The following is a 14,802-nucleotide window of genomic DNA, read 5'->3' on the forward strand; positions in this document are numbered from 1 at the left end:
AGACCTTTCATATTGAGGTCTCTTTTTTACATTTGTACCGCAAAAGCAAAATAATATGGAAAATCAGCAGGAAGAACAAAGCCAGCTTAATATTGAATTAAGTGAAGAAATAGCAGAAGGTGTGTATGCCAATCTGGCTATCATTACACATTCCAATGCAGAGTTTGTAGTGGATTTTGTTAATGTGATGCCCGGTTTGCCAAAGGCAAAGGTGAAGTCCCGTATTATATTGACGCCACAGCATGCCAAGCGCTTCATGAGAGCCATGGTGGATAATATCAAGAAGTATGAGTCTGTCCATGGCGCTATCCAGGACCAGGAACCGGTAAACCTGCCCATGAATTTTGGCGGACCTACAGCACAGGCATAATCGTATAATCGGATCATGAGTCATATAGTTTCCTATCAACACCTGCGGGATTTTACCAGGGAAGTCTTTGTGCGTATGGGTTGTTCTCCCGCAGATGCGGATACAGCCAGCGAAGTATTATTGTCTGCCGACCTTAGAGGCATCGATTCCCACGGAGTAGCCCGGTTAACCGGTTATGTGCGTTTATGGGAAGCCGGACGTATCAACACAAAGCCCAACATCCGTATTGTACACGAAACGCCCAGCACGGCAGTTGTAGATGGCGATAGCGGTCTGGGACTGGTAGTAGCGCCTTTTGCCATGGCCATCGCCATTCAGAAGGCCACTGCTGTAGGCACCGGCTGGGTAAGCGTTAAGAATTCCAATCACTTCGGTATTGCTGGTCAGCATGCGATGATGGCCCTCGAAAAGGACATGATCGGTATGGCCATGACCAATGCCAGCCCGCTGGTAGCGCCTACTTTTGCTACAGAGCGTATGCTGGGAACCAACCCTATTGCGGTAGCCATCCCTGCCAATGAGCAGCCGCCCTTCGTGGCTGACTTTGCCACTACTACCGCTGCCAATGGCAAGCTGGAGATACTGCAGCGCAAGCACGAGGAAGCTCCTACCGGCTGGATACAGGACAAAGACGGACAGTCCAGCACCAACCCGCATGAACTGAAAGATGGCGGAGCCTTGCTGCCCCTGGGTGGCGACCGTGATCATGGGAGTCATAAGGGATATTGCCTGGGTTCCATCGTGGATATATTCTCGGCTGTTCTCTCGGGCGCCAACTATGGCCCCTGGGCTCCTCCGTTCGTGAGCTTTTTACCACTGGCTCCAGACCCTGTAGGGCAGGGCCTCGGGCATTTCCTGGGCGCTATGCGCATTGACGCATTCCGGCCGGCAGATGAGTTTAAATCGCATATGGACAACTGGATCACCCGTTTCAGAAATGCTACCCCGGTAGCCGGAGAAAAGGTGCTGATCCCGGGAGATCCGGAGCGTGAAATGGAAACGGAGAGGAGGGAAGCAGGTATTCCATTGCTGGAAGCTGTAGTAAAAGATCTGCAGGAAGTAGCCGGGAAATTTAAATTGAATTTTTAAAATAAGGTTAAACACCGAACTTGCGGCTTTTTAAGCCAGTAAACATAACAATACAACAGCAAATGAAGATCTTAAAATTTGGCGGCACTTCTGTAGGTAAACCTGAAAGGATGCATGCCGTAGCCGAACTGGTGACTGCCGATAATTCCCCTAAAATAGTGGTATTGTCTGCATTGTCCGGCACTACCAACTCACTGGTAGAGATTGGACAATCATTGTCTGAAGGAAAAAAGGAACAGGCCAAGGAACGGATAGATAAGCTGGAGGCACATTACAGAACATTCTGTGAAGCACTGGTGAAACAGGCATCCTTCCGTGCTAAAGCCAATGCTGTTGTAGATGAACATTTTGAGTTCCTGAACATCATTCTTAAGATCTCTTTCAACGAGGCGCTTAATAAAGACATCCTGGCACAGGGTGAGTTATTATCCACCAAATTGTTCAGCGTATACCTGGAAGAAGCCGGTGTTCCGGCTGTGCTGATCCCTGCGCTCGACTTCATGAGCATAGACGAGTTTGAAGAGCCGGAAATTCCCCGTATTAAGATCAGACTGGGTACTATGCTGGAAAAGCATCCCGGCCAGAACATCTTCATTACACAGGGATACATCTGCCGTAATGCAAGAGGTGAAGTAGATAACCTGAAACGTGGTGGCAGCGACTACTCTGCTTCCCTGATCGGCGCTGCCATACAGGCCAGCGAAATACAGATCTGGACAGATATCGACGGCATGCACAATAACGATCCAAGGGTAGTGAACAAAACCTTCCCGATTGAGCAGTTGTCTTTTGATGAAGCGGCAGAACTGGCTTACTTCGGCGCTAAAATCTTACATCCTGCTTCTATATGGCCTGCTCAGCATTTTAACATCCCGGTTAAATTGCTGAACACGATGCAGCCGGAAGCAAGAGGTACTATCATTACCGAATTACCTAACGGTGATGGCGTAAAAGCCATCGCTGCAAAAGACGGTATCATTGCTATCAAAATCAAATCCAGCCGTATGCTGCTGGCATATGGTTTCCTGCGTAAGATCTTCGAAGTGTTTGAAAAATACCGTACTCCTATCGATATGATCACTACTTCAGAAGTAGCTGTTTCCCTGACGATAGAAAGTACCCTGCACCTGGACCAGCTGCTGAAAGAACTGCAGCCGTTTGGTACAGTAGAACTGGACCATCACCAGACAATCGTATCGATTGTAGGTAATGAAGTAGCTGCTACACCATCTATCCTGAAAAGATTATTTGATGCACTGAATGAAGTGCCTTTAAGAATGATCTCTTATGGTGGCAGCCGTCATAACATTTCTATCCTGATAGGCGGACAACATAAAATCAAAACATTACAACTCCTGAACAAAGGGTTGTTTGATCTTGAATAATCATATTGAAAAAGGATGGCGATCTGCCATCCTTTTTCATTTATCCTCAAAGTATCCGATCTTCCTCATATAACTTACCTCGATCGTATACACATCATATTCTTCTGTTACTTTCCCCTGTAGTATATAAAACCCGCCTTTCTGAAAAGGGTACGTTCTCAGTATATCCGGAAAATGTACCGTATCAATAAAGTCTCCTTTTGCGTCCATGAAAGTACCAAAGCTCATAGGAATGCCTTTAGCGGTATGAATACCTTTTGTGCATACTAAGTAACCAAGAGTGGAAATCGTTTCGTTTTTATACTGTTTAAAATCGCTTGCAGGGATATAATGATTTTGCTCATGATGCAGCAGACTAAAAGGAGAACATAAAGGAAATCCCAGTAATGCAATTTCATCAAAAGCATTTTCATGTTCGTAATAAGAAAGCATAGGCAACTGGCAGTCGGGCAGCTGTTCCACAAAGAGGGGCTGCACATGATCAGGTACTTTACTCCTCAGCAGCAGGCTGCTCTTCCACAGCAATTCTTTTTTGGTATAGGTATCAAAACCAAACGCACCAATCCTGATGAGGATATCCAGTTGTTCGGGAGGAGGAGCGATACGTGTGGTAAAGTCTTCCAGGCTTTTATACAAACCGTAGGCAGCGCGTTCTTCCAGTACATCCTCTATCCATTTTTGTTCCAGTCCTTCTATATGTATGAAACCTGTATATACTGTTTTACCTGTTATTCTTGTATAATAATCGCTGTTATTCATACAAGGTGGTTGTATGGAAACACCCGTCTTTTGCAGTTCGCGGAAATATAATTCCCGGTTATAAAAACCACCGAAGTTATTGATCACCGCTACCATGAATTCTGCAGGATAATATGTTTTTAAAAAGAGGCTCTGATAGCTCTCCACTGCAAAACTGGCGGAGTGTGCCTTGGAGAAGGAAAAGCCTGAAAAGCTGGCGATCTGCCGCCATAATTCTTTCGTTACTTCGGGTGGACGATTCAGTCTTGTGCAGTTATCGAAGAACTGGTCTTCTATCTTCTGAAAATCTCCCTGTCCCCGGTATTTCCCTGCCATGGCCCTGCGCAGGATATCCGCGTCTGCAAGGTCCATATCTGCATATTCATGTACGATCTTGATCACATCTTCCTGGTATACCATGATACCAAATGTTTCATACAATACATCTTTGATGATAGGATGTAAATATGTCACTTTATCCTGGTTGCGGAAATTATGTACATACTGCCGCATCATGCCGGATTGTGCTACACCAGGGCGTATTACGGAACTGGCAGCTACCAGTGTAAGGTAATCCCCACATTGCAGTTTCAGTAACAACTGCCGCATGGCAGGAGATTCTATATAGAAACAACCAATGGTATTAACGGTGCTTAATTGTTTTTTAATAAGCGGATCGCGCATAAAAGATTTTACATCATGAATATCTATATCTGCTCCATGATTCTCTTTGATGATACCAATGGCATCGCGTATATGTCCCAGCCCGCGCTGACTTAAAATATCAAATTTAAATAACCCGATGGCCTCTGCCTGGTGCATATCCAGCTGTGCCGTGCTGAACCCTTTGGGTGGCATATAAGTGGCGCAATGCTGATGGATAGGGGCTTCACTGATCAGTATCCCTCCTGCGTGAATACTCAGGTGATTCGGGAATGCTTTTTTTCCAGCCATTAACTGACTGAATTTTAAAATCTGCGCCTGCACATTATCTCCTTTCAGATCAATGGCAAAAGGGGTATCCAGTATCTTATCTATTTCATGTTTAGGTAAGCCATATACCTTCCCTAGTTCACGGATAGTCGCATTCTCCTGGAAGGTAGTAACAGTACCTAATAAGGCAGTATGTTCATCGCCATAGGTCTTAAATACATAGTCGATGATCTCATCCCTGTCGCGCCAGGAAAAGTCTATGTCAAAGTCGGGAGGAGAGCTGCGGTATGGATTCAAGAATCGTTCAAAATAGAGTTTTAGTTCGATAGGATCCACGTCTGTGATCTCCAGGCAATAAGCCAGGATGGAGTTGGCGCCACTACCACGACCTACATAGAAAAACCCTTTCTTCTGTGCAAACCGTATGATATCCCAGGTGATGAGAAAGTAGCCGTTAAAGTGTTGCTGTTGTACTACTTTTAATTCCTTTTCAATACGTTCTCTTGCTTCGTCATTATCAGGACCATAACGTTTCAGCATTCCTTCATAAGCCAGCTCACGTAATTTCGCCTGGTCTTCTGCCTCACTGTTTAAGAAGTATTTTTTATTCCGTGGTACTTTGAAATTAAAGTCTATTTCACAGGCATCCATCACCTTTAATGTATTAGCGATAATATGAGGGTACTGTTCATACTTATCAAATAATTCTCCCGGAGTGATCAGGCATTCATCCGGTTTAGCAGTAGTATGATCAGATAGCTGACTGATGAGTATATTCTGATCTATCGCACGTAATACCCGGTGTAGCTGATAATGTGCTTCATCCTGAAAAGTAACTGGTTGCAGGATCACCAGTTTATCTTTGTGTGTGAGTGTATCTACACGGAACAATTTATTGATCTCTCCCGGCCGTATACCTGCCAGTTCGTTCTCTGCCAGTTCTGGTAAACGAATGCGGCCCCAGGCATAGATGACAAATGTTCCCGGGAAGAAAGGAGCGCGGTCCGGGAAGGGTTCTTTTTTATGCAGATGATCAGATAAGAAACGGTTGATATGAAACCATCCGTTCATATCACGTGCTAAGAGGATGTATTTGAAATCATGTTCATTGCGGCACTCTAATCCTATGATAGGTTTAATAGCATTATCCCGGCATTCTTTTACGAAGTTCCAGGTATCAGAAGTGATATTGATATTGGTAAGCGCAAGGGAAGTGATGCCGTTTTCACGGGCATGTTTTACAAGGTTATCAGTACTGATAGTACCATAACGCAGGCTAAAGAATGTTTTACAGTTCAGGAACATAATTATTTCGTTTTCCTGGGGAATGGAGTGACTTCGGCTTTAGGTTGTTTTGCAGGAGGAATGGCATTGGTCCCTTTCATCAGATACTGCCATCCAAATCTGTTTTTAATATGATCTATTGCCTGGTATAATGCAATCATCTCCTGTGTATCATCAAACAGGCTAATCTGGTAATTCCCTTGTACCAGATGACTGAAACGTACGCCTATCAGTCGTACGAGCAATCTTTTATCATACAGTTTATGGAACAGTTCTTTTACTTTTTCCAGTAAAATATGATCTGATCCTGTGTAGGGAATAGTCATTTGTCTGGTCACTGTTTCAAAATCGGAGTAACGGAGTTTGACGGTAACGCATCCCGCCAGTTTATCCTGCTGCCGTAGTTCAAAAGCAATCTTTTCTGTCATGCGTACCAGTTCTGCATGCATGAATTTCATGTCTATCGTATCTGTAGGGAAGGTACTTTCTGTAGAGATGGATTTCTGTTCATGGTAGGGTACTACCGGGGATTCATCGATGCCATTCGCTTTATTCCATAATGAGATCCCGTTTTTCCCCAGCCATGCTTCCAGCAGGGCTACCGGTATTTCACTCAGCGTTTTAACTGTTTCCACGCCACGTCGTCTTAGTTGTCCGGCAGTTTCTTTTCCCACCATGGGCAGTTTTTCTACAGGCATAGGCGCCAGAAATGACTTCTCTTCACCGAAAATGATTTCCTTTTGTCCATTGGGTTTGGCTTCGTTGGTAGCCACTTTGGAAATCATTTTATTGGATGCCAGTCCGAATGAAACAGGGAGTTTCATTTTACGGATGATATGCTGTCTTAGTTCTATGGTCCATTTCATGGAGCCGAAGAATTTATCCATGCCGGTAAGGTCCAGGTAAAATTCATCGATGGATGACTTCTCATACAAAGGAGCCTTCTCCGCAATAATATCGGTAATCTCCCGGGAGAGGTTGCTGTATAATTCCATATCGCCCCTGCGTATCAGTGCATGCGGGCATAATTTAAGTGCCGTTTTCATGGGCATGGCAGAGTGAATTCCATATCGCCGGGCTTCATAGCTGCAGGCAGCTACTACTGCACGGTCGCCCAGGCCGCCTACAAGCAGTGGTTTCCCTTTCAGACTGTTATCTTCCCTGCATTCTACAGACACAAAGAAGCTATCCATATCGAAATGAGCGATGGACCTGTGTTGTAAAGTGATCATAAGTAAAATATGGCCAGCACCCGGTTTTTTCAGGGAAGACGTTAAGCGATTCAAATGGTTTCTACTGTTCTTTCTCAAGTAACCGGGATGGGGCTCTTTTTGTCAAAACTACTAATATTATTAGCAATAACTAAAAATATTAGTAATATAACTAAACAATAACAAACTGATTAGAACAATCAGGTATAGATGCGGGTATAGTATTTGATCTCATCTACTTACACAAAAACACTTTTCCATGAAAAAGCCTGATATTGGCCAAGAGCTGCTGTTATTGTTGTTATTACTTTTGCCCATGGTTTACCTGGGTGTTATATGGCCATCACTACCTGCTACCATCCCTACAAATTTCAATATTGAAGGTGTTCCTGAACGGGTAGGTCTCAAGAGTGATTTCCTGTTACTGATGATTTTCCTTTTCCTGACCAATCTGATGTTATATTTCCTTTTCCGTTATATTCCTCATGTGGAAGAACCTACGCTCAGTATCGAACCGCTGAAGATATTGCAGGCTAAGTATTACCGGATCCGTTTCCAGATCCATATTTACCTGGCAGTATTTACCAGTGTGATCATTTTTATGGTCAGTCAGGGAAGGCCGTTTGTAATGGAGAGATGGGTATTTCCCGGGGTAGGCGTTTTAATAGTGGGGATAGGGTTTTATCTGAGGAGATTACAGCCTAATTATTTTGTAGGAGTAAGAACACCGTGGACGTTAAAGAGTACTGATATCTGGCGGCAAACGCATCAGATGGCAGGTACGCTGTGGATCAGTGCAGGTGCTGCAAGCGTTATCGCCGGGTTCTTCATGCCGGTGGTACCGGGCGTGTTCCTGCTGATATTCTTAGGGGCAATACTGGCCGCATTGCCTTATATCTATTCTTACCGTTTATTTAATACGGACAAGGGGTAAAATAAAAGAGGGTGTATACTTTGAAGTACCTCAAAGTATACACCCTTTTAGTGCTGGTTTATTACAGCCAGCCTCTGCCTGCACCTGCCATACGGAACGGCCATGGAACAAGCAGGAATACCAGGATCAGCGCAATGCCGAAAAATATGAGAGCAGTTTTGTGTTTCTGTGCATCAGTAGATGCTTTTTTCACTTTGGAATAGCCAATATGCACCAGTACAAAGGCAATGACTGCCATTGTAATGTGTTCTACAGCATAAAAGCGGAGTACACTATCTTTCATCGCAAATTTCATATTCTGCAATGCCGTTTGTACTACGGGGCTGGTTACAAAGTAAAGCACCAGGCCCACGACTAACTGCAGGTCAAAGAAGATCATATAGAAAAGACCTGCTTTTTTATCAGCGCCTGTAAAAGGTGTTTTACCGCTAACGCCCATAAAAGCACGAAGAACGGCCCAGATGCCGGCCAGCAAAATAGCCCATCTTAACAGCGAGTGAATAAGTAACAAAGTGTTATGCATAAATATTGAGTTGGATTTACCGCGCAAAAATAAGTCACCTGACCGAAGGTAGTGCACCCGTTTTGATTTTTCGTGAAAGTATATCCCAAATAATTGTAAATCAGTTGATTTTTGAATAGTATACCTGTTTTGCCATGATATAATGGCTTCCCTCTCCGTACTATTCAGGACTTATACTTCTTAAGAATGTCTTCGGGGAGAGTTAGAGAGTTGAACATACTTTGAACATAGCCAGAAGATAGATTGAACATACTTTGATGATGCTTCAGAAACGATCAAAGTATGTTCGACCTATGTTCAACGTATGTTCAATTCCATAACTCTCCCGGATGGGGTTAATAAATCAAACTGATGTACTACCCAACCGGAATATATTTGGTTATTACCAAAATTATATGCTAATTTTGTTAGTAATGTACTAAAATATTTAGATTATGTCAGTAGTGTGCCGCAATTTGAAGTTCCTGCGTAAGCAGAAAGGATGGACTCAGCAAGAGTTTGCTGATAAATTAGGGATTAAACGTTCCCTGCTTGGAGCTTATGAAGAAGAGCGTGCAGAGCCGCGTACGGAAGTACTGGAACTGGTAAGTGATATGTTCCGTGTATCCATTGACGATTTATTACGTCGGGATGTGGGATCTCAGAAAGAAAATTTTCTGGAAAAGCGCCGTCAGCTGAAAATGTCTAACGACAGGCAGCAGATAGAGTTTGTACCGGTAAAAGCAGCTGCAGGTTACCTGGCGGGATATAATGATGATGAGTTCATTGAGGAACTGAACACATTTACCTTACCGATGATGGGTGCAGGCAGTTACCGTGCTTTTGAAATAGCCGGAGACTCTATGTTACCTACACCTTCCGGTTCTGTGATCGTTTGTCATAAGGTAGATGGATGGGAAGAGATCCGCAATAACGAGGCGTATGTGGTGGTAACTACCCGTGAAGGGATTGTGTACAAACGTATCCTCAAGAGTAACCGTACTAAAGGAAAGATCACCCTGGTATCCGATAACCCCCAGTTTGAGCCTTATGCGGTGGGTATGGACGAGGTACTGGAACTCTGGCAGTCAGATGCTGTCATCAGCAAATCAGGGCAGCAGAGCCGCCTTAGCGTAAACCACCTGGCAGATATGGTCAGCCATTTACAGGATCAGGTAAGTTTACTGAAGAAGCGGATTAAGAATTAGATCATTTATTTGTTTTGTGAATAAAACTCCTATTGAAATTATTTTATACCAGATTAAAAGTGCAGGTTCGAATCCGGTACTGGGCACACTAGTGGAAAGGTCGGAGAATTCTCCGACCTTTCTTTTTTTGTCTTCTTCTGAGCCCGCTACGGGCCTGCTTATCAATTCTAATATTACATTCGGTTCTGCGGTTCGAAGTTTGTTTTCTGAGAAAATCAGTTTTTCCGGGAAGATCGAACCAATGATTTGTTTTTTGCCGATTGGGGAAGCTGCGATATAGCGGGTGGCTATGTTTTTCATGATCTCCCCTCCTTGGGCCAGATATTCCTGGTAATCATCTTTGGCGGATAGTAACTTCGTTTTCTCCTTTTCAAGCGCTTCTATCTTTTTTAAAAGGTCAGTCTTTATGTCTTTAAATTCTTCTGCTGTAAATTCATCGTCTAGCCTCATAGACCGGGCGTTTTGTATTCTGTGGTAGAACTTATCTATTTCGGTCTGTATCTCTTTTAATTCCTGCTCTTGCCTCTTATTATCTTTCTGTAGAGAGGTGCGTATCAATTGACAGTAATAGTCAATGATCGGAGCATTAGCTGCGATCTGGCTTAATTGTTTTACAAACGCCTCGTTGGCGGTTTCAGCCCGGAAACGCTCTTTACATAATTTCACTGATTGACAATGATAATAGTAATATACTCCTCCGTTACCACGGGAGCCACTACCACTTAATGGCTTACCGCAGCGCTGACAAGTCAAGAAACCTCTAAGTGGCAGGTATTCATCAATCTCTGTAAAGGAGTTTACTCTTACCTTACGCTTCTTACCTTTTAATACGTCCTGCACATCATCAAATAACTCTTCCGATACAATTGATTGATGAATACCCTTTACACAATGTGCGGCTTCGTTCTTATAAGCAGCCAGAAACACTTTACCACAATAGACAGGGTTACGTACTAAGCTCCAGAACTGACTACGACCAACCTTAATCCCCATACGGTTTACCATACGTCTGAGAGCATCTATATCCCATATACCTCTTGATAGTTCCTCAAATGCCCATAGCACGGTTGCCGCCTTTTCATTAGGAATGAGGAAAGGTTTATTATGGGCATCCCTGCCATTATTATATCCTATTGGTGCAATGCCCAGGTAACGGCCATCCTTCTTTGCCCGTCGCATACCATGTAAGGTATTTAATGCTCTCCTGTCGTTTTCTACTTCGGGTGTAGTCAGGTAGATAGCCAGCATGATCTTACTCTCTGGAATCTCCATATCTAAAGGCTGCTCAATAGACTGGGGTTCTACAGCATACTTCTTTAACTTGCCTATCATTTCATAGGCTGCTGCTACATTACGAGAGAACCGATCCCACTTGGAGAACAGAATCAAATTAACAATGCCTTTATTCTTGCTTACCACATTCAACATCTTCTGAAATTCAGGTCTGTCAAATGTTTTGGCAGAGTGATCCTCCCGGTAAATACCGACGACTTGTATATTCTCTTTTTCACAGTAACGTATCAATACATCTTCCTGATGGGCAAGGCTATAACCGTCAGCCTGTTCGTCTGTGCTGACCCTGGGATATAGGAATGCTTTTCGCTGAGTGATCATCTTTATACTCTTTAATTTGAATGACTGGCGTATCTTTTCTTATTGCGTCTTCGTAAATGTTAAGATCAATAGCTGCTAAACGATGTAAGAAGTCAATTATCAGGGAGACTTCTTCATCTGTATAATCATATTTATCTGCTTGCAGTAAGCGTTTGGATACCTCCATAGATGGCTTAGCGGGTAACTGACGTTGGATTTCATGTTTCATATAATTGGATATAAAACGAAGATATAACAACGTAAAATTTCACTTTCACACTTGTGCTCAATCGTGCCCGAACGTGTACGAATGTTTCCAAAAGTTGCAAAGAAATGTTGTTTTATGCAAAATTTACTGCCTACTGTCAACATGAGATTTATTTTACTGCAATATATTACAGCCTAATAAGCCCAATTACCAGTTATGCAGACTTATGTAGAATTGTGCAGACTTGTGCGCAGTTGTGCAGAATAATGAGAAATTGTGTAAAAACATAGTTACCGAATAATTAGCCGTATGTTTGAAATGTAAACTAATAACAGGATTGACAAAACTGTAAACTAAAACCAGGATTATCTAACCAAGGGTGTAAACCTATAGCCGGACGAGACTCCACCCAGGTGTACCTATTGGCCTACATATTGATTACACATTGATTACCTGTTGAAAATCTTTGAAAATATTTACGTTCTATTCAATTTCATTTGAAAGCAGGTTTAAATAGTATTACATTTCTCACCACGCGTTATTACATCTGCTATCTGCACCTCATAATACTTACAAAGTCGGAGCAGTCTTGTTAAACAAAGGTTATCGTATTGGCCCTTTTCCACTTTACTGATTATACCGGGAGACATTTTTGTAGCCTTCGCGACCGTCTTTAAACTTTTATTATGGCTTTTCCGCAATTCAGACATTTCCTTCCCGATACATTGCAGGAAATTGTCCAATTTCTGCTTAAGATTACTTTTATTAAATTCAGACTGGCTCATTTATTATTTATTTTTAAAGGGAAGCTAATAGGTTGACTGGATTCCAGGCTAAGCTGCTTCCTGTCGTAAAACTTTTCAGCCAAGTCTAATAAAGTCGTGACCCTACCTAGTAATATTTTCGCAATCTCAGTAGTTACTGTGTACTTCTCATTGTATCGAGCCTCTGAATAAGCCCTGTTCAATGTATTAAAGAGGTCTGTTTCCTCTTTTGTCTGGCGGGGAAAGAGCGTTACCAGTTCCTGGGAGAAATTACATATTAAGTCCAATAAGCGGGAAAGATTATGTGTTGTTGGCCGGAAGCCCGTATATACCCTTATTATTGCGACACAGGCATGTTCTACTGACTGGTGTAAGTCAAAGATTGTCTGTTCATTCCAACCATTGTCAAAACAATAATTTGCTGTCTTTAAAAAGCGACGTGACATACCAAAACGTCTGTGCCAATTATCTTCCAATAAATTTTTCAACACAGATATATCTGATTCGTCGGGAGGCGTAGATAAGGGTAAACCGTTACCATTATATAGCATTACGCCCTTACGATACACAGTAGAAATAAAACGGCTACCATTTTCCAATGCTTTGTTAGCCTCGTTCAGTTGTTGCACAATAATAGTGGTATCACAACCCATTGGGAACGCTTGTTGTTCTGCAATTTCAATTATTTCATAATGGGCTCTTTTTTCTTCGTCATTCGTTATAATCAAAAAGTCATAGGTAGGATTTATCCTTTTATTGTGGGTATCTCCATCAAAAAAACAACTCCAGTCATCCATAGTGCAGGTGCGATAACCATAACATATAATTTTGACTGGATAAATAGCTTGCACTATCCTCTGTATTAACTGTACAAGTTGTGCTACCTGTTGTTTGGGCAGATGTTGTAAAGCCGTTGCATCCATATAAAAGAGTTAAATTTTAGTTATTGAGTTAGGCTTATCCTTGTGTATTTATCAGGACTAAAAAGGAGGTGCCACTGGTATCGCTCTTAGCAAGCATAAGGTCTCCTCCTAATGATGCGGCATATAACTTACTGATGTATAGCCCCAATCCCATACCACCTAACCCTTCATCAATAGATTGAAACGGTTGAAATAAAAAGGGAATCTTATCAGCGGGAATACCTTGACCAGAATCAGATATTTGGAGAAACAAACGGTCTTCTCTCAGGGAACAGATGTAAATGCAAATATTCGTGTTAGCCGGGGCAAATTTCAAAGCATTGTCTATTAAATTCTTTAAAATTTGCCCCAGCTTTACTTCATCTGTTGTAATGTATTCTGGTACGTTACGTCGAAAATTGGTTTTGATTTTTACGGAACGGATGGCGGTAATGAGCTTATATTGTAGAATCTGCTCCTTTAACCAATCGCGAATTTGGATACGTTTCGGTAACGCCTTTATTGCCAGTTTCCCATCTTCAATGGTACTTGTTGCCATCATATTATTTAAAACATGCAAGACATTTATACTCATTGACTTAATGTGTGATAGATAGAAGTTCTTATTCTTTCGGCTCTCTGTCTCATGCAAGAGTAGATTACTTGCTGTACAGATACCGGCTATCTGAGTTCGCATCTCATGGGCAAGCATTCCCATAAAGGTTTGCATTGTTTGACTATCAGCCGCAGGGATAGCTTTAGATGGGTTGTTGGGTACTGCTAACATAAAAAGGATTTAGAGAGTAAATGACATAGATTTGCCGTATCCCATTTGAGGGATAATTTGAAGAGGATAAATACTTGGGAATTGTTGGAGAAGTATCCAGGGTGGGAACGGGCAAAAATAAAAGGTGCAGGCTATTCTCACTGGTGCTGAAGGGCTACGACACCCCGTGACTCCAAATAAGAACGCCCACACCAGTGATGTGAGCGATTTACCTTACTATCCGGAGTCGTTGAAAGGTCGTAGTTTTCAGCACCGAACATAAAGCAAACACGCTTATAATATTTTATGTGTTCGCAAATTACACTTCTTTTTTAACAAGTGTTATTCAATAGAACGATATTCATATTATTGTTTTTTCAATTAAGTAAACAGGCGAATATTTCTTTTTTATTATTATTTATAACAATAATAGTCATATTTATTGATTTTATTGTTATTTATTTGATTAATAAAATCACTATAATGATAATAAAGTCACTTTAATGACTAAAAATCAGTTAGTTAAATTTGCTTATAGCCTAATAGCAAATGAAAAAAGTTGAATATAATAGGATAAAAATTGTGCTGGTCGAGAAGAAAAAGACTAATAAGGAATTAGCGACCTACTTGAAAAATAAACCCGAGACGGTTTCACGTTGGTGTACTAATGATAGTCAGCCCAATATAGCGACGTTGTTTAAGATTGCGAAATTTCTGGGGGTCAAGGCATCAACGTTGTTAGTTGATCAAGATTAAATTAAATGCTATTTAAGGCTATTGGTATTACATATTATGCTATCCTTCAAAATTATTGTCTGTTTATTTAGAATTCTAAATATGTATTGTATTATTTAAATAAAATCATTAGTTCCAAATGGTATATGAAAAACTAATTAAAAATGGAATTTCTTCATG

General features: G+C 41.8%; 14 protein-coding genes. 6 read left to right on the forward strand and 8 right to left on the reverse strand.

The genetic code is table 11. From position 1 onward, the window contains the following. The first annotated feature begins 55 nt into the window (after window positions 1–55). The 3 genes from GO495_RS02110 to GO495_RS02120 all read left to right on the forward strand — a co-directional run bounded on the left by GO495_RS02110 (window position 56) and on the right by GO495_RS02120 (window position 2,844). Complete coding sequence (locus GO495_RS02110) at window positions 56–370, forward strand: DUF3467 domain-containing protein (protein ID WP_157298048.1); 315 nt, start codon at window positions 56–58, stop codon at window positions 368–370. 15 nt (window positions 371–385) lie between these two features. After that, entirely contained in the window at window positions 386–1,459 is a 1,074-nt protein-coding gene (locus GO495_RS02115; protein WP_157298049.1) for an Ldh family oxidoreductase, read from the forward strand. Window positions 1,460–1,521: 62 nt separating this feature from the next. Further along, window positions 1,522–2,844: an aspartate kinase gene (locus GO495_RS02120; protein WP_157298050.1), complete on the forward strand. Its 1,323-nt coding sequence runs from the start codon at window positions 1,522–1,524 to the stop codon at window positions 2,842–2,844. Window positions 2,845–2,880: 36 nt separating this feature from the next. Here GO495_RS02120 and GO495_RS02125 read toward each other — a convergent pair whose 3' ends face one another. After that, window positions 2,881–5,820, reverse strand: a complete 2,940-nt coding sequence (locus tag GO495_RS02125) for a DNA polymerase III subunit alpha (protein ID WP_157298051.1) — start codon at window positions 5,818–5,820, stop codon at window positions 2,881–2,883. A 2-nt stretch (window positions 5,821–5,822) separates the two neighbouring features. Beyond that, window positions 5,823–7,031 carry a DNA polymerase IV gene (gene dinB / locus GO495_RS02130; RefSeq protein WP_157298052.1) on the reverse strand — a complete coding sequence of 403 codons (1,209 nt, stop codon included), beginning with the start codon at window positions 7,029–7,031 and terminating at the stop codon, window positions 5,823–5,825. Between the two features lie 238 nt (window positions 7,032–7,269). On the opposite strand from dinB, the gene GO495_RS02135 reads away from it, so the two are divergent. Beyond that, a complete protein-coding gene (locus tag GO495_RS02135; protein ID WP_157298053.1) occupies window positions 7,270–7,944 on the forward strand; it encodes an SdpI family protein in 675 nt (224 codons plus the stop codon). A gap of 61 nt (window positions 7,945–8,005) precedes the next feature. On the opposite strand, the gene GO495_RS02140 is transcribed toward GO495_RS02135, so the two are convergent. Further along, a complete protein-coding gene (locus GO495_RS02140) occupies window positions 8,006–8,467 on the reverse strand; it encodes a hypothetical protein (protein ID WP_157298054.1) in 462 nt (153 codons plus the stop codon). 434 nt (window positions 8,468–8,901) lie between these two features. Here GO495_RS02140 and GO495_RS02145 point away from each other — a divergent pair, with 434 nt between their 5' ends. Then, window positions 8,902–9,654 carry an XRE family transcriptional regulator gene (locus GO495_RS02145; protein WP_089779385.1) on the forward strand — a complete coding sequence of 251 codons (753 nt, stop codon included), beginning with the start codon at window positions 8,902–8,904 and terminating at the stop codon, window positions 9,652–9,654. Here GO495_RS02145 and GO495_RS02150 read toward each other — a convergent pair. The 5 genes from GO495_RS02150 to GO495_RS02170 all read right to left on the reverse strand — a co-directional run bounded on the left by GO495_RS02150 (window position 9,628) and on the right by GO495_RS02170 (window position 13,908). Beyond that, on the reverse strand, window positions 9,628–11,268 hold the full coding sequence (locus tag GO495_RS02150; protein WP_157298055.1) for a recombinase family protein: 1,641 nt from the start codon (window positions 11,266–11,268) through the stop codon (window positions 9,628–9,630). The two genes, GO495_RS02145 and GO495_RS02150, sit on opposite strands and share 27 nt — an antisense overlap. Further along, the gene (locus GO495_RS02155) at window positions 11,210–11,476 is read right to left on the reverse strand and encodes a hypothetical protein (RefSeq protein WP_157298056.1); all 267 of its coding nucleotides are present in this window, start codon (window positions 11,474–11,476) and stop codon (window positions 11,210–11,212) included. Before GO495_RS02155 ends, GO495_RS02150 begins: the two co-directional genes overlap by 59 nt. 488 nt (window positions 11,477–11,964) lie before the next feature. Continuing rightward, window positions 11,965–12,240, reverse strand: a complete 276-nt coding sequence (locus GO495_RS02160; RefSeq protein ID WP_157298057.1) for a helix-turn-helix domain-containing protein — start codon at window positions 12,238–12,240, stop codon at window positions 11,965–11,967. Continuing rightward, on the reverse strand, window positions 12,237–13,142 hold the full coding sequence (locus GO495_RS02165; protein WP_157298058.1) for a HEPN domain-containing protein: 906 nt from the start codon (window positions 13,140–13,142) through the stop codon (window positions 12,237–12,239). The genes GO495_RS02160 and GO495_RS02165 overlap by 4 nt, the downstream gene beginning before the upstream one ends. 34 nt (window positions 13,143–13,176) lie before the next feature. After that, window positions 13,177–13,908 (reverse strand): sensor histidine kinase, encoded by a 732-nt coding sequence (locus tag GO495_RS02170; RefSeq protein ID WP_157298059.1) that lies wholly within the window; start codon window positions 13,906–13,908, stop codon window positions 13,177–13,179. A 528-nt stretch (window positions 13,909–14,436) separates the two neighbouring features. Here GO495_RS02170 and GO495_RS02175 point away from each other — a divergent pair. Further along, window positions 14,437–14,643 (forward strand): helix-turn-helix transcriptional regulator, encoded by a 207-nt coding sequence (locus tag GO495_RS02175; RefSeq protein WP_149694600.1) that lies wholly within the window; start codon window positions 14,437–14,439, stop codon window positions 14,641–14,643. The last annotated feature ends 159 nt before the right edge of the window (window positions 14,644–14,802 follow it).

The sequence above is a fragment of the Chitinophaga oryziterrae genome (assembly GCF_009758125.1).
Lineage (GTDB): Bacteria > Bacteroidota > Bacteroidia > Chitinophagales > Chitinophagaceae > Chitinophaga > Chitinophaga oryziterrae.

Excerpts from the sequence above, each read along its gene's own strand:
- GO495_RS02115 (WP_157298049.1), top strand. The coding sequence starts at position 386 with ATGAGTCATATAGTTTCCTATCAACACCTGCGGGATTTTACCAGGGAA.
- GO495_RS02165 (WP_157298058.1), bottom strand. The coding sequence starts at position 13,142 with ATGGATGCAACGGCTTTACAACATCTGCCCAAACAACAGGTAGCACAA.
- dinB (WP_157298052.1), bottom strand. The coding sequence starts at position 7,031 with ATGATCACTTTACAACACAGGTCCATCGCTCATTTCGATATGGATAGC.
- GO495_RS02175 (WP_149694600.1), top strand. The coding sequence starts at position 14,437 with ATGAAAAAAGTTGAATATAATAGGATAAAAATTGTGCTGGTCGAGAAG.
- GO495_RS02135 (WP_157298053.1), top strand. The coding sequence starts at position 7,270 with ATGAAAAAGCCTGATATTGGCCAAGAGCTGCTGTTATTGTTGTTATTA.
- GO495_RS02150 (WP_157298055.1), bottom strand. The coding sequence starts at position 11,268 with ATGATCACTCAGCGAAAAGCATTCCTATATCCCAGGGTCAGCACAGAC.
- GO495_RS02120 (WP_157298050.1), top strand. The coding sequence starts at position 1,522 with ATGAAGATCTTAAAATTTGGCGGCACTTCTGTAGGTAAACCTGAAAGG.
- GO495_RS02155 (WP_157298056.1), bottom strand. The coding sequence starts at position 11,476 with ATGAAACATGAAATCCAACGTCAGTTACCCGCTAAGCCATCTATGGAG.
- GO495_RS02160 (WP_157298057.1), bottom strand. The coding sequence starts at position 12,240 with ATGAGCCAGTCTGAATTTAATAAAAGTAATCTTAAGCAGAAATTGGAC.
- GO495_RS02145 (WP_089779385.1), top strand. The coding sequence starts at position 8,902 with ATGTCAGTAGTGTGCCGCAATTTGAAGTTCCTGCGTAAGCAGAAAGGA.
- GO495_RS02170 (WP_157298059.1), bottom strand. The coding sequence starts at position 13,908 with ATGTTAGCAGTACCCAACAACCCATCTAAAGCTATCCCTGCGGCTGAT.
- GO495_RS02110 (WP_157298048.1), top strand. The coding sequence starts at position 56 with ATGGAAAATCAGCAGGAAGAACAAAGCCAGCTTAATATTGAATTAAGT.
- GO495_RS02140 (WP_157298054.1), bottom strand. The coding sequence starts at position 8,467 with ATGCATAACACTTTGTTACTTATTCACTCGCTGTTAAGATGGGCTATT.
- GO495_RS02125 (WP_157298051.1), bottom strand. The coding sequence starts at position 5,820 with ATGTTCCTGAACTGTAAAACATTCTTTAGCCTGCGTTATGGTACTATC.